At 50.6% G+C, this 17,515-nt stretch carries 19 protein-coding genes; 12 read left to right on the forward strand and 7 right to left on the reverse strand.

The window, feature by feature from the left end; translation table 11 throughout:
- Window positions 1-205: 205 nt before the first annotated feature.
- From DXC51_RS22340 to DXC51_RS22355, 4 genes are all read left to right on the forward strand, one after another.
- On the forward strand, window positions 206-469 hold the full coding sequence (locus DXC51_RS22340) for a hypothetical protein (RefSeq protein WP_147332395.1): 264 nt from the start codon (window positions 206-208) through the stop codon (window positions 467-469).
- A gap of 459 nt (window positions 470-928) precedes the next feature.
- Entirely contained in the window at window positions 929-2,332 is a 1,404-nt protein-coding gene (locus tag DXC51_RS22345) for an NAD(P)/FAD-dependent oxidoreductase (RefSeq protein WP_021640083.1), read from the forward strand.
- Between the two features lie 2 nt (window positions 2,333-2,334).
- On the forward strand, window positions 2,335-3,393 hold the full coding sequence (locus DXC51_RS22350; protein WP_025490768.1) for a peptidylprolyl isomerase: 1,059 nt from the start codon (window positions 2,335-2,337) through the stop codon (window positions 3,391-3,393).
- A gap of 35 nt (window positions 3,394-3,428) precedes the next feature.
- Window positions 3,429-3,602: a hypothetical protein gene (locus DXC51_RS22355; RefSeq protein WP_025490769.1), complete on the forward strand. Its 174-nt coding sequence runs from the start codon at window positions 3,429-3,431 to the stop codon at window positions 3,600-3,602.
- Between the two features lie 130 nt (window positions 3,603-3,732).
- Here DXC51_RS22355 and bilS read toward each other — a convergent pair whose 3' ends face one another.
- From bilS to bilQ, 3 genes are all read right to left on the reverse strand, one after another.
- Window positions 3,733-4,272 (reverse strand): flavodoxin family protein BilS, encoded by a 540-nt coding sequence (gene bilS / locus DXC51_RS22360; protein WP_025490770.1) that lies wholly within the window; start codon window positions 4,270-4,272, stop codon window positions 3,733-3,735.
- A gap of 197 nt (window positions 4,273-4,469) precedes the next feature.
- Window positions 4,470-5,585, reverse strand: coding sequence for a bilirubin reductase (gene bilR, locus DXC51_RS22365; RefSeq protein ID WP_025490771.1), 1,116 nt, complete (start codon window positions 5,583-5,585; stop codon window positions 4,470-4,472).
- Complete coding sequence (gene bilQ / locus DXC51_RS22370) at window positions 5,570-6,007, reverse strand: bilirubin utilization transcriptional regulator BilQ (RefSeq protein ID WP_025490772.1); 438 nt, start codon at window positions 6,005-6,007, stop codon at window positions 5,570-5,572. Before bilQ ends, bilR begins: the two co-directional genes overlap by 16 nt.
- A 396-nt stretch (window positions 6,008-6,403) precedes the next feature.
- Between bilQ and htpG the strand changes: the two genes are divergently transcribed.
- A complete protein-coding gene (gene htpG, locus DXC51_RS22375; RefSeq protein ID WP_025490773.1) occupies window positions 6,404-8,512 on the forward strand; it encodes a molecular chaperone HtpG in 2,109 nt (702 codons plus the stop codon).
- 189 nt (window positions 8,513-8,701) lie between these two features.
- On the opposite strand, the gene DXC51_RS22380 is transcribed toward htpG, so the two are convergent.
- The 4 genes from DXC51_RS22380 to DXC51_RS22395 all read right to left on the reverse strand — a co-directional run bounded on the left by DXC51_RS22380 (window position 8,702) and on the right by DXC51_RS22395 (window position 11,209).
- Entirely contained in the window at window positions 8,702-9,112 is a 411-nt protein-coding gene (locus DXC51_RS22380) for a DUF3592 domain-containing protein (RefSeq protein WP_025490774.1), read from the reverse strand.
- Between the two features lie 14 nt (window positions 9,113-9,126).
- Window positions 9,127-9,786, reverse strand: coding sequence for an ABC-2 transporter permease (locus DXC51_RS22385; RefSeq protein WP_025490775.1), 660 nt, complete (start codon window positions 9,784-9,786; stop codon window positions 9,127-9,129).
- 5 nt (window positions 9,787-9,791) lie between these two features.
- Window positions 9,792-10,727, reverse strand: a complete 936-nt coding sequence (locus DXC51_RS22390) for an ABC transporter ATP-binding protein (protein WP_025490776.1) — start codon at window positions 10,725-10,727, stop codon at window positions 9,792-9,794.
- A 98-nt stretch (window positions 10,728-10,825) separates the two neighbouring features.
- Window positions 10,826-11,209 carry a GntR family transcriptional regulator gene (locus tag DXC51_RS22395; RefSeq protein WP_025490777.1) on the reverse strand — a complete coding sequence of 128 codons (384 nt, stop codon included), beginning with the start codon at window positions 11,207-11,209 and terminating at the stop codon, window positions 10,826-10,828.
- A 189-nt stretch (window positions 11,210-11,398) separates the two neighbouring features.
- On the opposite strand from DXC51_RS22395, the gene ilvD reads away from it, so the two are divergent.
- The 7 genes from ilvD to DXC51_RS22425 all read left to right on the forward strand — a co-directional run bounded on the left by ilvD (window position 11,399) and on the right by DXC51_RS22425 (window position 17,478).
- Complete coding sequence (gene ilvD, locus DXC51_RS22400; protein ID WP_117530609.1) at window positions 11,399-13,114, forward strand: dihydroxy-acid dehydratase; 1,716 nt, start codon at window positions 11,399-11,401, stop codon at window positions 13,112-13,114.
- 105 nt (window positions 13,115-13,219) lie between these two features.
- Complete coding sequence (locus tag DXC51_RS22405) at window positions 13,220-14,116, forward strand: dihydrodipicolinate synthase family protein (protein WP_025490780.1); 897 nt, start codon at window positions 13,220-13,222, stop codon at window positions 14,114-14,116.
- A gap of 14 nt (window positions 14,117-14,130) precedes the next feature.
- Entirely contained in the window at window positions 14,131-14,811 is a 681-nt protein-coding gene (locus DXC51_RS22410) for a FadR/GntR family transcriptional regulator (RefSeq protein ID WP_025490781.1), read from the forward strand.
- 65 nt (window positions 14,812-14,876) lie between these two features.
- On the forward strand, window positions 14,877-15,065 hold the full coding sequence (locus DXC51_RS29330; protein ID WP_147331829.1) for a hypothetical protein: 189 nt from the start codon (window positions 14,877-14,879) through the stop codon (window positions 15,063-15,065).
- Between the two features lie 43 nt (window positions 15,066-15,108).
- Window positions 15,109-15,858, forward strand: a complete 750-nt coding sequence (locus DXC51_RS30785) for a rubredoxin (protein WP_025490782.1) — start codon at window positions 15,109-15,111, stop codon at window positions 15,856-15,858.
- Entirely contained in the window at window positions 15,855-16,490 is a 636-nt protein-coding gene (locus DXC51_RS22420; protein ID WP_025490783.1) for a rubredoxin-like domain-containing protein, read from the forward strand. Before DXC51_RS30785 ends, DXC51_RS22420 begins: the two co-directional genes overlap by 4 nt.
- Window positions 16,491-16,674: 184 nt before the next feature.
- A complete protein-coding gene (locus tag DXC51_RS22425) occupies window positions 16,675-17,478 on the forward strand; it encodes a hypothetical protein (protein ID WP_025490784.1) in 804 nt (267 codons plus the stop codon).
- Window positions 17,479-17,515 lie beyond the last annotated feature (37 nt).

Raw genomic sequence — 17,515 nt, forward strand, 5'->3', positions numbered from 1 at the left:
GTGGCTGATGTTCTACAGCACGCAGGATCCGGAACGGATAATCGAGCTGATAAGTCAAACACCCCGTTGCAAGCAACGGGGCATTTGACCCTCGCGGCAGTCGCCAAGTGGATGCACAAGTGCATCCGTTTGGCTCGTTGCTCGCGGAAATAAATACCCGATTTTCAGACAGATGTATGGGGACGTATATGAGGTCTGCCGGAATATGGAGAAGGTGATGGGAATGTTTTCGGAAGAACTAAGAGAGATGGATCGGAACACAGTGCAGTATATGATAGACGAGATGCAGGCAACGATAGATGCACAGTCCGCTGCGTTGGAAGAAGAAAAGAAGAGGCACGAGGAAGAGAAGAAAAAGTACGAGGAAGAAATGCAGGATCTGATTGCTACCCAGACTGCCGCGCTTGATAAGGCCATGAAGCGGATAGAAGAACTGGAAAGAAAAGTCGGTTCTGAACCCGTAAAATAAGCCGCCGCAGTGTGTGGTGGGAGCTGATGTTTCCTGCTGTAGTACTGTGTAGCGTTAAACTCAAAAGAGCGCAGACAGAAACCACGTGCCGATAATCCTCGCTTGAAAAAACTATAAAGAGTAGCATCCGGACGCTGCATGATTTGCGGGTAGGGATGCTATTTCTTTTTGCCATTTCGTTTCCCTGGATATAACGGAACTGCAGGAACTGTGAAGATAATGAACAGTTAAAATACATGAAAGACACCCCTGGATGGAAAAGCAGGTTTCATTGACTTTATCCCGTAAAATAGGTATAATAAAGCCGGCAAACAGCATGGCTGCGGGGAGGTTTACGGTGTCCGGCCGTAAGAGGCGCAGGAAATGTCAAAGAGGGGTACTGTGCGGCATTTACGACAGGTTCGTAGGTGTTTGAAATGCTGAAAATAAAGTTTATGACCGGGCAGAACAGGGGTTTATATGGAGAAGAATTATGATGTGATTATTATCGGAGCCGGGCCGGGAGGTATTTTCTGCGCTTATGAGCTGCTGGAGAAGAATAAGGATTTGAAGGTCCTGATGGTGGAGAAGGGACGGCCGATTGAAAAAAGGACGTGTCCTAAGAGGAAGACCAAGGTCTGCGTGGGCTGTAAGCCCTGTTCCATCACTACGGGCTTTGCAGGAGCAGGGGCTTTTTCGGACGGAAAGCTTTCCCTGTCGCCTGATGTTGGCGGGAACCTGCCGGAGATTCTGGGATATGAGGAAACAAAGGCTCTGATTCATGAGTCGGATGATATTTATCTGAAGTTTGGCGCGGATACGCGTGTGTATGGTATAGATAAGGAAAAGGAGATCCGGGAAATCCGCAGGGAGGCTATCAATGCAAACCTGAAGCTGGTGGAGTGCCCTATCCGTCATCTGGGGACGGAAGAGGGGTATAAGATTTATTCACGTCTGCAGGAGGCGCTGGCTGAAAAGGGCGTGGAAATGCTTTTTAATACCATGGTTTCTGAGATTCTTGTGGAAAACGGCCATGTAAGGGGCGTGGTCACGGACAAAGGAGATACCTTCCTGGCAGATGAGGTAGTATCTGCGGTAGGGCGTGAGGGTGCCGACTGGTTCAAGGATAAATGCGCGCAGATCGGAATAGAGACAACGCCGGGTACGGTGGATATCGGCGTACGTGTGGAGGTGCGTGACGAGGTCATGCAGTTCCTGAATGAGAATCTGTATGAAGCGAAGCTGATTTTCTATACGCCTACCTTTGATGATAAGGTGCGTACCTTCTGTACGAATCCTTCGGGAGAGGTGGCGACGGAATATTATGAGGGCGGGCTTGCCGTGGTGAATGGCCATGCCTATAAATCCCAGGATTATAAAACGAGTAATACGAATTTTGCATTGCTTGTGTCCAAAAATTTCACCAAACCGTTCAGCACACCGATTGAGTATGGACGTAAAATTGCAGAACTTTCCAACATGCTCTGCGGCGGTAAGATTCTTGTGCAGACCTTCGGTGATTTTAAAAGGGGCAGAAGGACGACGGAGGAGAGACTGTGCCGGAACAACCTGATCCCCACGTTAAAGGATGCGGTGCCTGGCGATCTGTCTCTGGTATTCCCTCACAGGATCATGGTGGATATCGCGGAGATGATTGAGGCGCTGGATAAGGTGACTCCGGGTATCGCCAGTGACGAAACCCTGCTTTACGGCGTAGAGGTGAAATTCTACTCCAACAAGGTGGTGGTGAATAAGGATTTTGAAACGAGCATCAAGGGGCTTCGCGCCATCGGAGACGGCGCCGGGGTGACCAGAGGGCTTCAGCAGGCTTCCGCCAACGGCCTGAGTGTGGCAAGAAGCATTATTAAAAGCATGGGAAAGTGAGAATGAAAAAAACAGCAATGAGGCTGGCGGGCTGCCTTCTGGCATCCTGCCTGCTGCTGCCGCTGAATGCCTGCAGCAGCGCGGAACCGGTAAAAATCGTACTTACCACCGGTTTTAATAAAAATGAAATATTCCGTCTGGAGGACACCTCCTGTACCCTTCCTGAGCTTATGGTATATCTGACCACTGAGCAGAATACCTATGAGTCGGTATACGGCAGGGAAATATGGGAGACAAAGTCTGAGGGGGCAGGACTGGAAGAGCGGCTGAAGGACAAGGTTCTGGCGGAGATTTCCCAGATCAAGGCCATGACGCTTCTGGCTGCCCGCAGGGAAATTGTGCTTTCTCCGGAAGAGGAGGAGTTGGCTGTGCAGGCCGCCGGCGAGTATTATGAGTCCCTGAATGAAACGGAGCGCAGCGCCATGGGGGTTACGAGCCAGCTGATTGAGGGGATGTACCGTGATTATGCTCTGGCGGACAAGGTGTACCGTCAGATTATCAGCGACATTAATCCGGAAATCAGCGATGACGAGGCCAGAAATATCACGGTGCAGCATATCCTGATCAAAACGGTTACGGAAAATGCGGATGGTACAATTTCTGCTTTTTCGGACGCGGAAAAGGCAAAATGCTACCGCAGGGCCCAGGAGGTGCTGGCTGCGGCATCGGAGGGAGAGGCCTTCGAAGCACTCATTGAAAAATACAGTGACGATCCCCAGGGAACGATATCCTTCGGCAAGGGCGAACGGGAAATGGCCTTTGAAACCGCCGCTTTTAATCTGGGGACGGATGAAATCAGCGGGATTGTGGAGACTGCGGAGGGGTATGAGATCATCAAGTGCATCAATACCTTCAACCGGGAGGAAACGGATAGGAACAAGCTGAAAATCGTGGAAAAGCGCAAGGATGAGGTTTTCGGGCAGGAATACGACAGTTTTGTGAACTCCCTGGCAAAGAATCTGAACGAACCGCTGTGGGATTCTGTAAACATGATTCATGACGACGCGGTGACTACAAGCAGTTTTTTTGAAATTTATAAAAAATATTTTTCGCAGCCGTAGTTTCCGGCTGTATAAGGAAAGGAAGCAGGACAGGGATGAATACGTTTGAATATATGGTGGTGAGTCTGGACGGCGATTATGCCAATCTGAAAAGGACGGACGAGGAATCTGATGAAATTAAGCTGGTAGCCAGGGCGCTTCTGCCGCCGGAAACGGATGAAGGGACCAGGCTGAAATATGAATTTCTGCAGTACTCCATAATTGCCTGACAGTGATTGGAGCTCTGCTGCAGAGGCTGTGACTGTCCCTGGGATTGTTAAATGAAGGAGAGTGTAAAATAAAGTGTGCAGGCGATTGATTGCCTGCACACTTTATTTTATGATATTTGCGCCTGTAAGCCTAAGCCTTCTGTTCTGTAAAAATATCACGGATACGCATCTGAAGCTTTTCCAGGTCGTCTGCATCAGGATGGGACAGCGCCTGGCTGAAATTAGCGAGGAAGGCGGCGGCCCTTTCATTGTCAGGAGCTTTTTCCAGCATGGCTTCATAGCGCTCTTTTACGGCAGCAGGCATTTTCCCCTGGCACATGTAGGTTCCAAGGAGCGTATTGTCATCAGGAAGCTGTGCGCTTACATTTTCAAGGATCCGGGAAAAGTAGGCATCGCTTCCTCCAAAGCCCGCGGTTCCGAAAAGAAAGACCTTTTTATGATGGATTCCCTGAAGGAATGCGGTTATTTTTTCATCACAGCTACCTTTATCGGTCCAGAAGCCTGCCAGCAGATATTGGGCTTCCTGCCAGCCGGAAGCCTCTCCTGCCTGCATTAGTTCATCAAGGCTGCCGGAATAAATACAGTCCTCCGGAGGAAGCGCGGCCAGGACGGCCTGTGCCAGCTGTGCGGTGTTGCCTGTGCGGCTGCTGAATACAACGGAATATTTCATGATTCTTTCCTTTCTGCCGGAGCGGTTTCCCCTATGCTCTTATACGGCATTGTGATGCGTTGACGTTTAAAACGCAATGTTTTTACAGGCATTTTTTTCAGCGGGCAACGAGCAAGGCGGCCATGCCTGTATGGATATCCGGTGACTGCGGCGGGGCAAATGCCTGTAGCTCTGCGGCGCTGCAAGCTTATACTCTGTTACTTGCAACAGGGTATTTGACCGTCATAAATACAGTGGACACCCCGGTGCTGCTGCATGCCGCCCAGGCATTCCTGATTACAGCGGATACAGTAGTGGATGGCATCCTCCCTGCCTTCCCGCACCTTTTTCACCCAATCCGGATCTGCGATGAGCTGGCGGCTCATGGCGGCGCAGTCGATCCTGTGCTTCTGAAGCTGTTCTTCGATAAAAGAAGGATGGACCAGGCCGCCCACGCCGCAGAGGGGGAGTGCGGTCAGCCCGCGCAACGCATCACAGAAATCCAGGAAGCAGCCTTCTTGGCTGAAAAAAGGATGGCTGGCCGGCGGAATGGTGTCGGTAAGAGCGCCGTGGTTGGCCAGCGTAACATGGAAGCTGGTTACGCCTGCCTGTTCCAGGAGAGGCACGAATATGGGAAGCTCCTCCTGCAGGATGCCGGCGTTTCCGTAATGCGGGTTTTCCCTGCGCACGGCCAGTTTAAAATCTATGGGAAATTGGGGGAGTGCGCTGCGGATGGCGGAAACGCATTCCACTGCAAAGCGCGCCCGGTTTTCAGGTGAACCGCCATAGGAATCCTGGCGTTTGTTGTAGAGGGAGGAGCTGAAGCTGCCGCACATCCTGTCGCCATGGACCTGGACCATATCAAAGCCAAGCTTTTTGGCTTCCAGGGCGGCGGAACCGAAGGAGGAGGTGATTCTGCGGATTTTTTCCGGAGGGAGCGCGGTAATGTAAGGGGATATTTGATCATTCAACAGACGGCGCAGTCCCTCGTGGGAAATTCGTTTTGTAAGGATGCCGGGAAGAAAACGCAGCATGCCCTTCCAGTCGGAGTCCGACTGATGCAGCTGGGCGCAGATCAGGCAGCCATGTTCATGGGCGGCGGCTGTCAGCCTGCGGTAGTAAGCGGCCCCTTTGCGGGTAAAAAGTGAATGGAAGCCCCTTTTTCCCACGGGAACATCCCCTATGATGATCATGGCACAGCCGCCGGCGGCAATGGCTTCCATTTTTGCAAGAAGTTCATCCTCTTTCAGCCCCATGGAGGTAGGGGCGAAGATGATCCGGTTTTTCAGGGTCAGCCCGCCCAGTGTGACAGGGCTGTTTATGGTTTCATACATGGTGGTTCCTTCCTTTCCCCGGGCAGGATTCTGCGCAGCAGGGCAAGCAGCTGTGTGTGCTCTTCCTGAGTCAGGCCCCGGACAGCCTCCGCCTCCCAGCGGTCAAACAAATCATGGCTTAAGTCAAAGGCATCCTGTCCCTTGTCCGTCAGCTCTAAAATGCAGGAACGCTTATCCGCAGGATTTGCCTGGCGGAGGATAAAGCCTGTTTCCTCCAGACGGGTAAGGGAACGGGTGGAATGGCCGGCATCCATTTGAAGGGAACGGCTCAGCTCGCCGGGGGAACAGCCGGGATGCTTTCCTATATACAGAATAAAATACAACAGTCCCTGGGAAAGTCCTTGCTCGGACAGCTTCTGTCCGCAGTATTCGGTAAAATCCTTCCGCAGGAGGGAAATATAGTGAGGTAAAGAAGGATGCATGGACAGGACTCCTTTTTAGTTAGTATAATTTAATTGACAAAGTCAAATATATACTGTTTGCTTGACTTTGTCAACTAAATTAAATTTGTATAATATATTAGTTTTACGAAAACTGTTCAGTACACTCACAGTTGCAGTTTTACAATATAACAGTAACGGTTCAAATTTATCAGAACTGATATTCAAATATTCCCAGCTTGTTCGGACAAAGGGAAAGCAGATAAAAGCTGAGTTTATTTTTTCTTTATATATTTTTCATACTTTTGTTAGCACTCAACTAAATTGAGTGCTAATTTTCTATTGACTTTTTTTAAAGATCGAAGTACACTTATTCCTAGAGCAAAACCGGACAAAAGAAAAAAGTCCGTGGAAAAAAAGAAAGGAATGTGATGAATTATGGCAGAAAAACATGGCAGCTTGTCCATTAACAGCGAAAACATTTTCCCTATTATTAAGAAATGGCTGTATTCTGACCACGATATTTTTTACAGGGAACTGATTTCCAACGGCTGCGACGCTATTACGAAATTAAAGAAGCTGGATGTGATGGGAGAGTATTCCTTACCGGACGGCTATAAGCCGGAAATCCAGGTTATCGTGAATCCGGAAGAGAAAACCCTGAAATTTATTGATAATGGTATTGGTATGACAGCGGATGAGGTGGAGGAATACATCAACCAGATCGCCTTCTCCGGCGCAACCGATTTTATTGAAAAGTATAAGGACAAATCTGACGACAATCAGATCATCGGCCATTTCGGACTGGGCTTCTATTCCGCATTTATGGTTGCCGATGAAGTGCACATTGATACGCTTTCCTATAAGGAAGGAGCAGCTCCGGTACACTGGGAATGCGACGGCGGTACGGAATTTGAGATGGAGGACGGCACCTGGGACAAGGTGGGAACACAGATTACGCTGTTCCTGAACGAGGACTGCCTCCAGTTCTGCAACGAATACAAGGCACAGGAGGTTGTTAAGAAGTACTGCTCCTTCATGCCGGTAGAGATTTTCCTTTCCAGGGAAAACACGCCGGAGACCCAGACCATCGATGAAGCTGAGAAGCTGGATACGGATGAGGTTCTGGAAACCATCCAGCCTGAGAAGAAAGAGGATGCCAAGGAAGGCGAAGAAACTGAAGAGAAGCCTGTCAGGCTGAAAATCAAGAAGCGTCCCGTTGTAATGAATGATATCCATCCTCTCTGGACCAAGAATCCCAGCGAGTGTACGAAGGATGATTATATTGAATTTTACCGCAAGGTTTTCCAGGATTACAAGGAACCGCTGTTCTGGATCCATCTGAACATGGACTATCCGTTTAATCTGAAGGGAATCCTGTATTTCCCCAAGATCAATATGGAATATGAGTCCATCGAAGGAACCATCAAGCTTTACAATAACCAGGTATTTATTGCCGATAATATCAAAGAGGTAATCCCGGAATTCCTGATGCTCTTAAAGGGCGTCATCGACTGTCCTGATCTGCCGCTGAACGTTTCCAGAAGCGCGCTGCAGAACGACGGCTTCGTGAAGAAGATTTCCGATTACATCACCAAGAAGGTTGCCGACAAGCTGTCCGGCATGTGCAAGACCGACAGGGAAGAATATGAGAAATACTGGGATGACATCAGTCCCTTCGTTAAATTCGGCTGCCTGAAGGATGACAAGTTCTGCGAGAAGATGACGGATTATATCCTTTTCAAGAACCTGGACGGCAAATACATGACGCTGCCTGACTGTCTGGAAGTCAACAAGGTTGATCCGGATGAAAAGGAAGAAGGCGACAGCGCTGTTGATGAAAACGGCGAAAAGGTAGAGGCAGAGGTTGTTGACGAAGTAGCTGCCGGGGAAGAAGCAGGAGAAGGCGCAGAAGAGGAAAAGAAGGAAAAGACCATCTACTACGCAACCGACCTGAAGGTGCAGAGCCAGTACGTGAACATGTTCAAGCAGGCCAAGATGGATGCTGTCGTGCTGCCTGACCAGATTGACCAGCCCTTCATCAATCAGCTGGAAATGAAGAATGAAGGCATCAAATTCCAGAGAATCGATGCGGATTTGACGGATACCTTCAAGGCAAAGACCTCCAAGAAGACTCAGGAAGAGCTGAATGCCCAGTCCGAGGAGCTTCAGAAGCTGGTCCGCAAGGCGCTTAAGAATGACAAGCTGACTGTAAAGGTTGAGAAGCTGAAAAATAAAAAGGTTTCTTCCGTCCTCACCATTTCTGAAGAGAGCAGAAGAATGCAGGATATGATGAAAATGTACGCCATGAACGGCATGGATATGGGAATGTTCGGCGGCGAGGGCGAAACCCTGGTGCTCAACGTAAGTCATCCCCTTGTAGAGTATGTGATTGCGCATAAGGACGACAAGGACAATAAGAATGAAGCACTGATTTGCGAACAGCTTTACGATCTTGCCAAGCTGCAGCAGGGACCGCTGGATGCGGAGGCTATGACCAAGTTCGTTAACCGTTCCAACGATATTATGGTTGCATTGACCAAATAAGCTTCCTGTGATGCAAAAGCCGGGATGCACAGTAGTGTCCGCTGAAAACGGCGGAACCTGAAAAAGTATTGCCGGATAAAAAATATGGAATGAAAAAGGTTACTGGTCACGGAGTGAACAGTAACCTTTTTCAGCTTTATCAGCGTTCATTTTAGCTTGAAGGAGCTTCTGTTTTTTTGTCCATCTCATTTACACCAGAAAACCAAGCAGGAAAAAAAGCAGGGAAAAGACGGCAAAGAGCAGGAGCCTGGAAAAGGAGCGTTCCACTATCATGTCAGGAAAATGGACGGCATAGCGGATTTTCACCTGATCTCCCACCTGGGTTCCGGCAGGGACCGGAATTTCATTTCCGGAAAAATAATTCCGGCCTTCCACGGAATAGGTGACAAATGCCATGAGAGGTAAGGCCTTCTTTTTTCCAGAGCCCGCAGCCTTCCGCCGGGATAGATCCTCCGGTTTGGCGGGACGTACTTTGGTCACCACGGCGGCAGTGCGGCGGGAACGGGGCAGAACCACTGTCAGGCGGAGGATTTCCGTCAGTGTCATAAAAAACATCAGGATGCCTGCAATATAACAAAGCTGGTTGAACGGGTATCTCATTGGTATACTTCCTTTCACATAAGTTCTTTTCTGCCGAAAATCCATATTGTCACGGTGGCAGACACCGACAGCAGGACTGCACACAGAAAAAGCAGCGCCAGGAACAAAGGGACGGAGGGCAGGGTAAGCAGCCAGGCCGGCTGGAGCGCGTTCTTTTTCAACAGTACGGGCAGAAGAAAGCAGGAGGCCATGATAATGATTACCAGGACAAACTTGGAATTCTCAAAGCCGAACTGATACTGGAGAGGCGTAAGTATGCAGAACAACAGTGTATTCAGGAAAAAAGCGACGGCATATTCCGGCATTGTGGGGAGGAAGGAGGAGGGCAGCAGCATGGCGGGTATGGTGTAAATAACCGCGGTTGCAATGAAAACCAGGCAGAACAGAAAATACCGGCACAGTACAATATCCCTCCTGCGGTAGGGTGAAGCGCACAGAAGTGAGAGCGCCTTTGGATACTCCGCATCCTTCAGGAAAATCTGTTCATAAGCGAGGAACTCGCTGTAAACGGAAGCCACAATTAAAATGAGCAGGCCGGTTCCCTTCTGCAGGGAAAAATCCGGCAGCCGCCAATAATAGAAAAAGGGGAGCACCAGTGTAAAAACAGGAATAAAGCAAAGATAGTTACCCATGAGGAACAGGTCTTTTTTTATCAGAGATATATGTGCTTTCATCTGATTCACAGCCTCCTTTCCGTAATTTCCTGTGACAGGACGCAGCGGTTTTCTAAAGAATCCGGCCGGCCTTCGCACAGGGCAATCGTGATGTCATCCACGCAAGCACGGTCAAACAGTGCTTCCGGAAAAAGCTGTCTTGCTTTCTCCGGCTGATCGGTGACTGCTGTGAAACCGAAATCGGTAATCCGCAGACAGCGCAGAAAGGTTTCCTTTTCCGGTGTCAGTGAGGCACGGTCACCTTTGACCAGGCGCCAGCTGTCCAGAAGCGCGTCCTTATCCTCCTCCAGCAGAATTTTTCCATGATCGATAAAAATAATATTGTCTGCGCATTTATCCAAATCGGAGGTAATATGTGTGGAAAAAAGCACGCCGCGGCCGCCTTTTTCCATAAACTCCCTCAGAAGGGTGAGAAAGGTGTCACGGACAAGCGGATCCAGGCCGCCTGTGGGTTCATCCATGATTAGGAGCTCCGCATTGTGGGAGAGGGCCAGCGCAAGCGCCAGCTTCATTTTGGTGCCTGAGGACAGGGTTTTGATTTTACGGGAGGGCTCCAGGCCGAAGCGCTTTGACAGCTTCCGGAATTCATCCTCCTGCCAGCTGCTGTAGGCGGGGGCTATTGCCTGCTTCATCTGCCGGATGGTGAGGTTTTCATAAAAAGCACCGGCACCGAGCACCACGCCGATGCGGTCGGCAAGCAGGTTCCTTTGGAAATCGGAAGCTGTGCCGGGATGGAGGGGACACGGCTTGCCGAAAAGACGGATTTCTCCGCTGTCAGGCTGCAGAAGGCCGAGGATGGCACGCAGCGTTGTGGTTTTTCCTGCGCCGTTGGCGCCCACAAAACCGGTGATACAGCCCTCGGGTACGGTAAAGCTTGCCTGGGACAGGGTGAAGCCCGGATATTTCTTGGTGAGATTGTTAACTTCTATGATATTTTTCATGGCAGACAGCTCCTTTCACAGGATGGAGGGACGTAAAGCGATGGAGGGACGTAAAGCGCCGTCCGGCAGGGCCGGCCGGAGATGGAAAATATGGTTTGTCAGGTATTTTTAAAATCATCATAAAGAATATCGAGCATGGCGTGCAGCTCATCCCGGGGGATGTGCAGCCCGCGTGCGGATTCAAGGGCGTCCTGCATTTTCTGCTCCACCACACGGCGTCTGGCATCCCGTAGCAGTTCCGCATTGGCAGCGGAAACAAAGGTGCCGACTCCTACCTGCTGCACAAGGAAGCCTTCCTGCTCCAGTTCATCGTAAACACGGCGGATCGTGAGGACGCTGACTCCCAGGTCATTGGCAAAGCGGCGTATAGAGGGCATGCTGTCCCCGTCCTTCAGCTCTCCCTGCAGGATGGCGTCCTTCAGCTGATCCTTAATCTGCTGGTAGAGCGGCAGGTCGGAGCTGTTGGAAATCAATATTTTCATCGTGAGAACCTTTCTGAAATATCAGTGTGTATCAACTTAATACACACTATATACTTTGCAGGGGGAATTGTCAATAGGAATACAGGGCATTATGGTACTTGACTTTTTCCGTCGGCAGGCTTAATCTGAAGTTACCTGTAATATAGGTATACAAGACATACGGAATACAAGGATAAAAAGGGGGTTACTATGGCAATACGCAGTGAAAAGGAACGTTTTGGCTGGGCGCAGTTTGATGCGCTGCAGCTGGGTAGCGGCTGGGATGAGGAGGACATCGGAAAACCGCAGATTCTGGTGGAGGACGCTTATGGGGACAGCCATCCCGGGAGCGTACATCTGGCAGGGCTGAGCACACAGGCGGTGTATGGGGTATATGAAAAGGGCGGGCATCCGGCGCAGTTCCATGTGACGGATATTTGCGACGGCTGTGCGCAGGGACACGACGGGATGAATCTGGTGCTGGCGTCAAGGGAAGTGATCGCAGATATGATCGAGATGCATGCCGGGTTTGTGCCCTGGGACGGGATGCTGCTTTCCTCTTCCTGTGACAAATCCATTCCGGCGCATCTGAAGGCGGTGGCCAGAGTCAATATTCCCGCCATTTTTATTCCGGGCGGCAGCATGCGCCCCGGGCCGAACCAGACCACCTCTCTTGTGGCGGGCGATATTTCTTTGAGACAGAAGAGGAAAAATGAGATTACGCCGGATGAAATCCGTGATTATAAGCTGACGGGCTGTCCTTCCGCCGGCGCGTGTACCTTCATGGGGACGGCGAGCACCATGCAGTGCATGGCGGAGGCGCTGGGGCTTGCGCTGCCCGGCAGCGCACTGGCGCCGGCCACCATGCGGGATATCCTTTCCATGGCAAGGAGGGCGGGGCGGAAAATCATGGAGCTTGTGGAAAAAGATATCCGGCCGGATAAAATACTGACGCCTGCGGCATTCCGCAACGCCATCGTCATCCACAGCGCCATAGGCGGCTCCACCAATGCGCTGCTTCATTTGCCGGCCATCGCAGGGGAACTGGGAATCGAACTGGATCCCGAGCTGTTTAATGAGATAAACCGGACGATTCCCCACATAGGCAATATCAATCCCAGCGGCCGGCACCTTACCGAAGCCTTCTGGTTTGCAGGAGGAATCCCCAGAGTCCAGCTGCTTCTGGAAAAATACCTGGATCTGGATGTACTGACCGTAACCGGAAGGACGCTGGGGGAAAATCTGGAGGAAATACAAAAAGAGCATTTCCTGGAAAGAGGGGAAGGCTATCTGCATAACTACGGGCTTGAAACAGAGGAGGTAATATTTCCTTTGGAGCAGGCGGAGGAGACAGGATCCATCGCTGTGCTGAAGGGCAGCCTGGCGCCGGAGGGCGCGGTAGTCAAATATTCCGCCTGTGAAAAAAGCATGCGCTCCCATGTTGGAAAGGCCGTGGTTTTCGACTGTGAAGAGGATGCCCACGACGCAGTGGTGGAAGGAAAAATCAATCCGGGAGAGATCCTGGTTATCCGCTACGAAGGCCCGCGGGGCAGCGGCATGCCGGAAATGCTGATGACCACGGAGGCAATCTGCTGTGACCACAGGCTGAACGGCAGGGTTTCCCTGATAACGGACGGCCGTTTTTCCGGAGCCACAAGAGGCGCAGCCATCGGCCATGTCTCTCCCGAGGCGGCCTGCGGCGGGCCGATTGCCTACATAGAAACAGGGGATCTTCTGGCCTATGATATTGAGAAAAAGACGATAGATATTGTGGGGATCGCGGGAGAACGTATGGAGGCGGACGCCGTCCAGGCAATCCTGGGCGAAAGAAGAAAGAGCTGGCCGCTGAAAAAGAAAAGCTATAAGGGCGTACTGAAAAGATATACCCAGGCTGCGGCCTCGGCAATGAAGGGCGCGGGTTACTGAAACTGATTGTGCGCCTTGTTTAAAGACAGGAGAAGCCCGGAGGTTTTCTTCAAACAATGGATTAATGAAAATCGCAGGCAGAACTGCGATATACAGGAGGTAAAGATGAAAGCACGTTATATCACACCGGCAGTCACAGTTATGGGGAAGGATGGAACCATCGATTTTGAGGGCTGCGGAAAGGTTTATGAACATTTGATCGAAGGAGGCGTGGACGGGATTCTGCTTCTGGGCAGCATCGGGGAATTTTTTGCGCTGACTATGGAACAGAAAAAGGATCTGATACGGTTTGCAGTGGACAAAATAGCGCACAGAACGCAGCTGATTGTGGGGACGACAAGCATGGTTTTTGAGGAACTGCTTGCGCTGTCCCGTTTTGCCGGGGAAGAAGGCGCGGATGCAATCATCCTCCTGCCGCCTTATTATTTCCCGCTGAGCCCTGAAGGGCTGGAAACGTATTATGCCAGGATTGCGGAGGCGCTTCCGGAGCAGTCCATCTACCTGTATAATTTCCCGGATCGCACCGGCTATGACCTGACGCCGGAAATCACGCTGCGGCTGGTGAGAAAGTACAGGAATATTGTGGGCTATAAGGACACCCAGGCTGGAATGGATCATACGAGAGAGCTGATAAAGCTGGTGAAGGGGGAGTTCCCCGCGTTTGAAGTTTATTCCGGGTTTGACGACAATTTTGCCCATAATGTGCTGGCGGGAGGCGACGGCTGCATTGCAGGGCTGTCCAACCTGGTTCCCGGACTGTGCCACGCATGGACGGAGGCTTTTGCCAGGGAGGATCTGGTTGAGGCTGCAGCGATTCAGCAGAAAATTGATCTGCTTATGGAAATTTACCAGGTGGGGACGCCTTTTATTCCCTATATTAAAGAAGCGATGGCAATCAAGGGAATTATCGGCAGCGCCGCCTCTTCCCTGCCTTTCCCGGAAGCGGATCCGGGGGATTCGGAAAAAATACGCGGGATTCTTAAAAAAGCCGGGCTGCTGTAAGGAAAGGGACTGCTATGGCAATTTATAAAATCAGCAGGGAAAGCATAAGCGATCAGGTTTTTGACCAGATGAAGGAGCTGATTCTGGAGGGAGAATGGAAGCCGGGGGAAAAAATCCCCTCGGAAAATGAACTGGCTCAGCAGTTCGGGGTCAGCCGCGTGACAGTGCGCAATGCCCTGCAGAAGCTGTCTGCGCTGGAGCTTTTAGAGACCCGGTTCGGAGAGGGATCCTTCGTACGCAGCCCGGATGCGGCTGCCATGCTGAGCCCTCTGGTTTCAGCGGCCTATATCAATGATAAGGGGCTGGAGGAAATACTGCAGCTTCGCAGCATGATCGAAGGGCCGGTCTGTAAAGAGGCATGCAGACGGGCGGACGATGCAGGGAAAGCGGAGCTGGCGGATATTTTCCGGAGAATGCGCCAGGCCAGGGATTATCTTCCCGAGTTTGCCCGGTTGGATTACGAATTTCATCTGAAAATAGCCCAGCTGGCCGGGAATTCCGTAATCATACGCATTTATGGCATTTTAAATGAGGTGATGAAAAGTGCGTTTGACCAAATCGTCCAGAAGCGGGGAAACCAGGCCGGGCTGTTTTATCATGAGAAGATTCTGGCAGCTTTCGAAGCGGGGAATGCGGAAGAAGCCGGAAAAGTGATGGATGAGCATATGAAGGATCTATATGAAAGCTATCGGTGACGGGATATATGAAGCTTAAATGAAATACACGCTTTTTGACTTTAAAAGGTTGAAAGGCGTGTATTTTGATTAAGAAAGCCCAAAAAGTGCCGGTAAGATTAGAAACACGGCCAATAATGATAAATGCTTTTCAAAAGGAACAGGGGCCAATTGCAGAAAGGCATTTTATTTTTATAAATAAAATAGTAATTATTATTATTACTGTAACTTGGTCACAGAATAATAAGCCGGAAGCTGATATATTATTATCATAACGAGAAGGACAAGCATAGGTGATAAAAAGAAGGAGGTAAAGGCGTGAAAAAGTATGTATGTACGGTCTGTGGTTACATTTACGACGAAGCGGCGGGCTATCCTGCCGGAGGAATCGCACCCGGCACTACGTGGGAGGCAGTGCCGGAGGGCTGGGTCTGCCCTGTGTGCGGCGCCGGAAAGTCAGAATTCAGGGAACAGGCGGCCGCTGTGAATAAGCCTGAACCAGAAAAGAAGGAAACGGCTCAAACAGCTGCAGGGGAGGCGTATAAAGTCCCGATTTTGTCCGGGAATGCGGAGAAGATGGGGAATGACGGGGAAGAAAGGGAAGAGCTTCGGGAGCTGACAGCAGGAGAGCTTTCCGCTCTTTGTTCCAATCTGGCCCGCGGGAGCGAGAAGCAATATTTATCAGAAGAAACAGCCTTGTTTATGCAGCTGGCCGATTATTTTAAAAATATCACTCCGGAAGAACCGGAGGCGGATGTAAGCAGACTGCTTTCCATGCTGCAGGAGGATTTGGAATCGGGTTATCCTGCCGCGAACGAAGCAGCGGGAGTAAAACCGGACAGAGGCGCGCTGCGTGCCCTGGTCTGGGGAGAAAAGGTCAGCAGGATCGTAAATTCCATTTTACAGAGGTATGAAAAGGAAGGGGATGCGCTGCTGGAGCACACAAATATTTATGTTTGTGATATCTGTGGTTTTATTTACATAGGCGATACGCCTCCTGCGCTTTGTCCCGTATGTAAGGTGCCAGGCTGGAAAATGACAAAGGTGGAAAGGGGGCAGGCAGGATGAAGAAGATTGCGGTAAGAAACATCCGTTTATGTACGAAGGACTGTCTGTGTCTGTATGTGTGTCCCACTGGGGCTGCGGATACGGAGAACAGTATTATTGATGTGAATAAATGTATCGGGTGCGGCGTCTGTGCACAAAGCTGCCCGTCCCGCGCGATTTCCATGGTTCCCACGGAATACCCGCCCCAGCAGCCCAAGGAAAAAAATGTGGCTGATGCCCTGTATGCGCTGTTGAAAAGCAAGACCGTCCAGGAGAGGATTGCCCGGCAGCTTGCGGAAAATGGGGATTCGCCGGTATTAAAACAGCTGGCGGAAGCCATAGCAAAATCGAACCGGCTCATGGCTGAGGATATTTTGCGGGAAGCCGGCTATATGCTGCCACAGAGCGGCAATACCCACAGCCTGCTGCAGTCGCTTCTTAATAACCCTCCTGGGGAGGAGTTCCCGAAGGAAGCTGCCGAAAGGCTGCTTGAACTGCTGCCTGATAACGACAGGGAGAAACAGGAGGAAAAGGAAGAAAAAATAGAAAAATGGCGTTGTACTGTATGCGGATATATTCACGAAGGGCCTTTGCCAGAGGGCTTTACCTGCCCACGCTGTAAACAGCCGGCCTCCGTATTTGTAAAAGTGTGAAAAAAGAATTGTTGAAGGGAAACGGCGGCGGTATGAAAAAATCATGCCGCCGCTCTGTTAATTACAGCCATGGCTGCTCACGCATTGTTCTTTGAAAAAAGAAGCATTATATAATATCAGGTAACCTATTCCGTCAGGCTATGGTATAATGGCAGGTATGATAACAAAAACGGAGGAATACGGCATGGGAGAAATTATAGCGAGGCGGCAGTTCGATCCTCTTTATATCTGGCTGGATATTATTTTCCTGTTGATTTTCATGGGGCTTCTGCTTTATAAAAAGAAGTTTACGACGGTAGTGGTGGGGCTGATTTTCGGACTGGTTTATATGGCGGTGGATTATGGGATTTTCCACCTGCTGTGCCATGCGCGTTCCATTGAAAACGGCTACAGCCTTTTCTGGGTTCTGCTGTGGATGTCAATGAGCTTTGGTTTTACCAATTTTACATGGATATGGCTGTGGCTTTCCAAGGATAAAAATCTGCTGGAATGGTCCGTGCTGCTGATTGGCTGGTGGATCTGCTGCCCTTTGATTTCCACGGCGTTCGGCGGGGCGCAGCAGCCGGTGATCATCCAGCGGACAACGGGAGCCTACCACGGCTATATGGCTGCCATTCTCATCGTGGGCTATCTGGGTCTTGTCATATGGAACATTACAAGAAAGGAAGCTGCGTTAAAAGCGCCTGTCCTCTGGTTGCTGGGCATCGGAATCCTGGCACAGTTCGGCTGGGAAGCGGGGCTTTTAATCGGCGGCGTACGCAGCGCGGGATTTGAGACGCTGGAGGCAAAGCTGGCTACGCTTGTGGTGAATTCCCTGCTGGAAACCAATCTGGGAATGCCCTACATTTATATGATTTTCATCGCCTTTTCCGCAAAATTTACAGAGCAGGGAAAACGGAGAAAGCCCTGCCTGACCTTTCAGGAGCGTATCCGTGAGAGCAACAGGGAACGGGTTTGGCGGGAGGATGGACGCGGCAAAACCATGTAGAGCCTGTCCGTACGGGACGGCGGAAAAAGAGGCCGGG

The sequence above is a fragment of the Eisenbergiella massiliensis genome (assembly GCF_003435485.1).

Excerpts from the sequence above, each read along its gene's own strand:
- DXC51_RS22340 (WP_147332395.1), top strand. The coding sequence starts at position 206 with ATGGAGAAGGTGATGGGAATGTTTTCGGAAGAACTAAGAGAGATGGAT.
- DXC51_RS22345 (WP_021640083.1), top strand. The coding sequence starts at position 929 with ATGGAGAAGAATTATGATGTGATTATTATCGGAGCCGGGCCGGGAGGT.
- DXC51_RS22350 (WP_025490768.1), top strand. The coding sequence starts at position 2,335 with ATGAAAAAAACAGCAATGAGGCTGGCGGGCTGCCTTCTGGCATCCTGC.
- DXC51_RS22355 (WP_025490769.1), top strand. The coding sequence starts at position 3,429 with ATGAATACGTTTGAATATATGGTGGTGAGTCTGGACGGCGATTATGCC.
- bilS (WP_025490770.1), bottom strand. The coding sequence starts at position 4,272 with ATGAAATATTCCGTTGTATTCAGCAGCCGCACAGGCAACACCGCACAG.
- bilR (WP_025490771.1), bottom strand. The coding sequence starts at position 5,585 with ATGTATGAAACCATAAACAGCCCTGTCACACTGGGCGGGCTGACCCTG.
- bilQ (WP_025490772.1), bottom strand. The coding sequence starts at position 6,007 with ATGCATCCTTCTTTACCTCACTATATTTCCCTCCTGCGGAAGGATTTT.
- htpG (WP_025490773.1), top strand. The coding sequence starts at position 6,404 with ATGGCAGAAAAACATGGCAGCTTGTCCATTAACAGCGAAAACATTTTC.
- DXC51_RS22380 (WP_025490774.1), bottom strand. The coding sequence starts at position 9,112 with ATGAGATACCCGTTCAACCAGCTTTGTTATATTGCAGGCATCCTGATG.
- DXC51_RS22385 (WP_025490775.1), bottom strand. The coding sequence starts at position 9,786 with ATGAAAGCACATATATCTCTGATAAAAAAAGACCTGTTCCTCATGGGT.
- DXC51_RS22390 (WP_025490776.1), bottom strand. The coding sequence starts at position 10,727 with ATGAAAAATATCATAGAAGTTAACAATCTCACCAAGAAATATCCGGGC.
- DXC51_RS22395 (WP_025490777.1), bottom strand. The coding sequence starts at position 11,209 with ATGAAAATATTGATTTCCAACAGCTCCGACCTGCCGCTCTACCAGCAG.
- ilvD (WP_117530609.1), top strand. The coding sequence starts at position 11,399 with ATGGCAATACGCAGTGAAAAGGAACGTTTTGGCTGGGCGCAGTTTGAT.
- DXC51_RS22405 (WP_025490780.1), top strand. The coding sequence starts at position 13,220 with ATGAAAGCACGTTATATCACACCGGCAGTCACAGTTATGGGGAAGGAT.
- DXC51_RS22410 (WP_025490781.1), top strand. The coding sequence starts at position 14,131 with ATGGCAATTTATAAAATCAGCAGGGAAAGCATAAGCGATCAGGTTTTT.
- DXC51_RS22420 (WP_025490783.1), top strand. The coding sequence starts at position 15,855 with ATGAAGAAGATTGCGGTAAGAAACATCCGTTTATGTACGAAGGACTGT.
- DXC51_RS22425 (WP_025490784.1), top strand. The coding sequence starts at position 16,675 with ATGGGAGAAATTATAGCGAGGCGGCAGTTCGATCCTCTTTATATCTGG.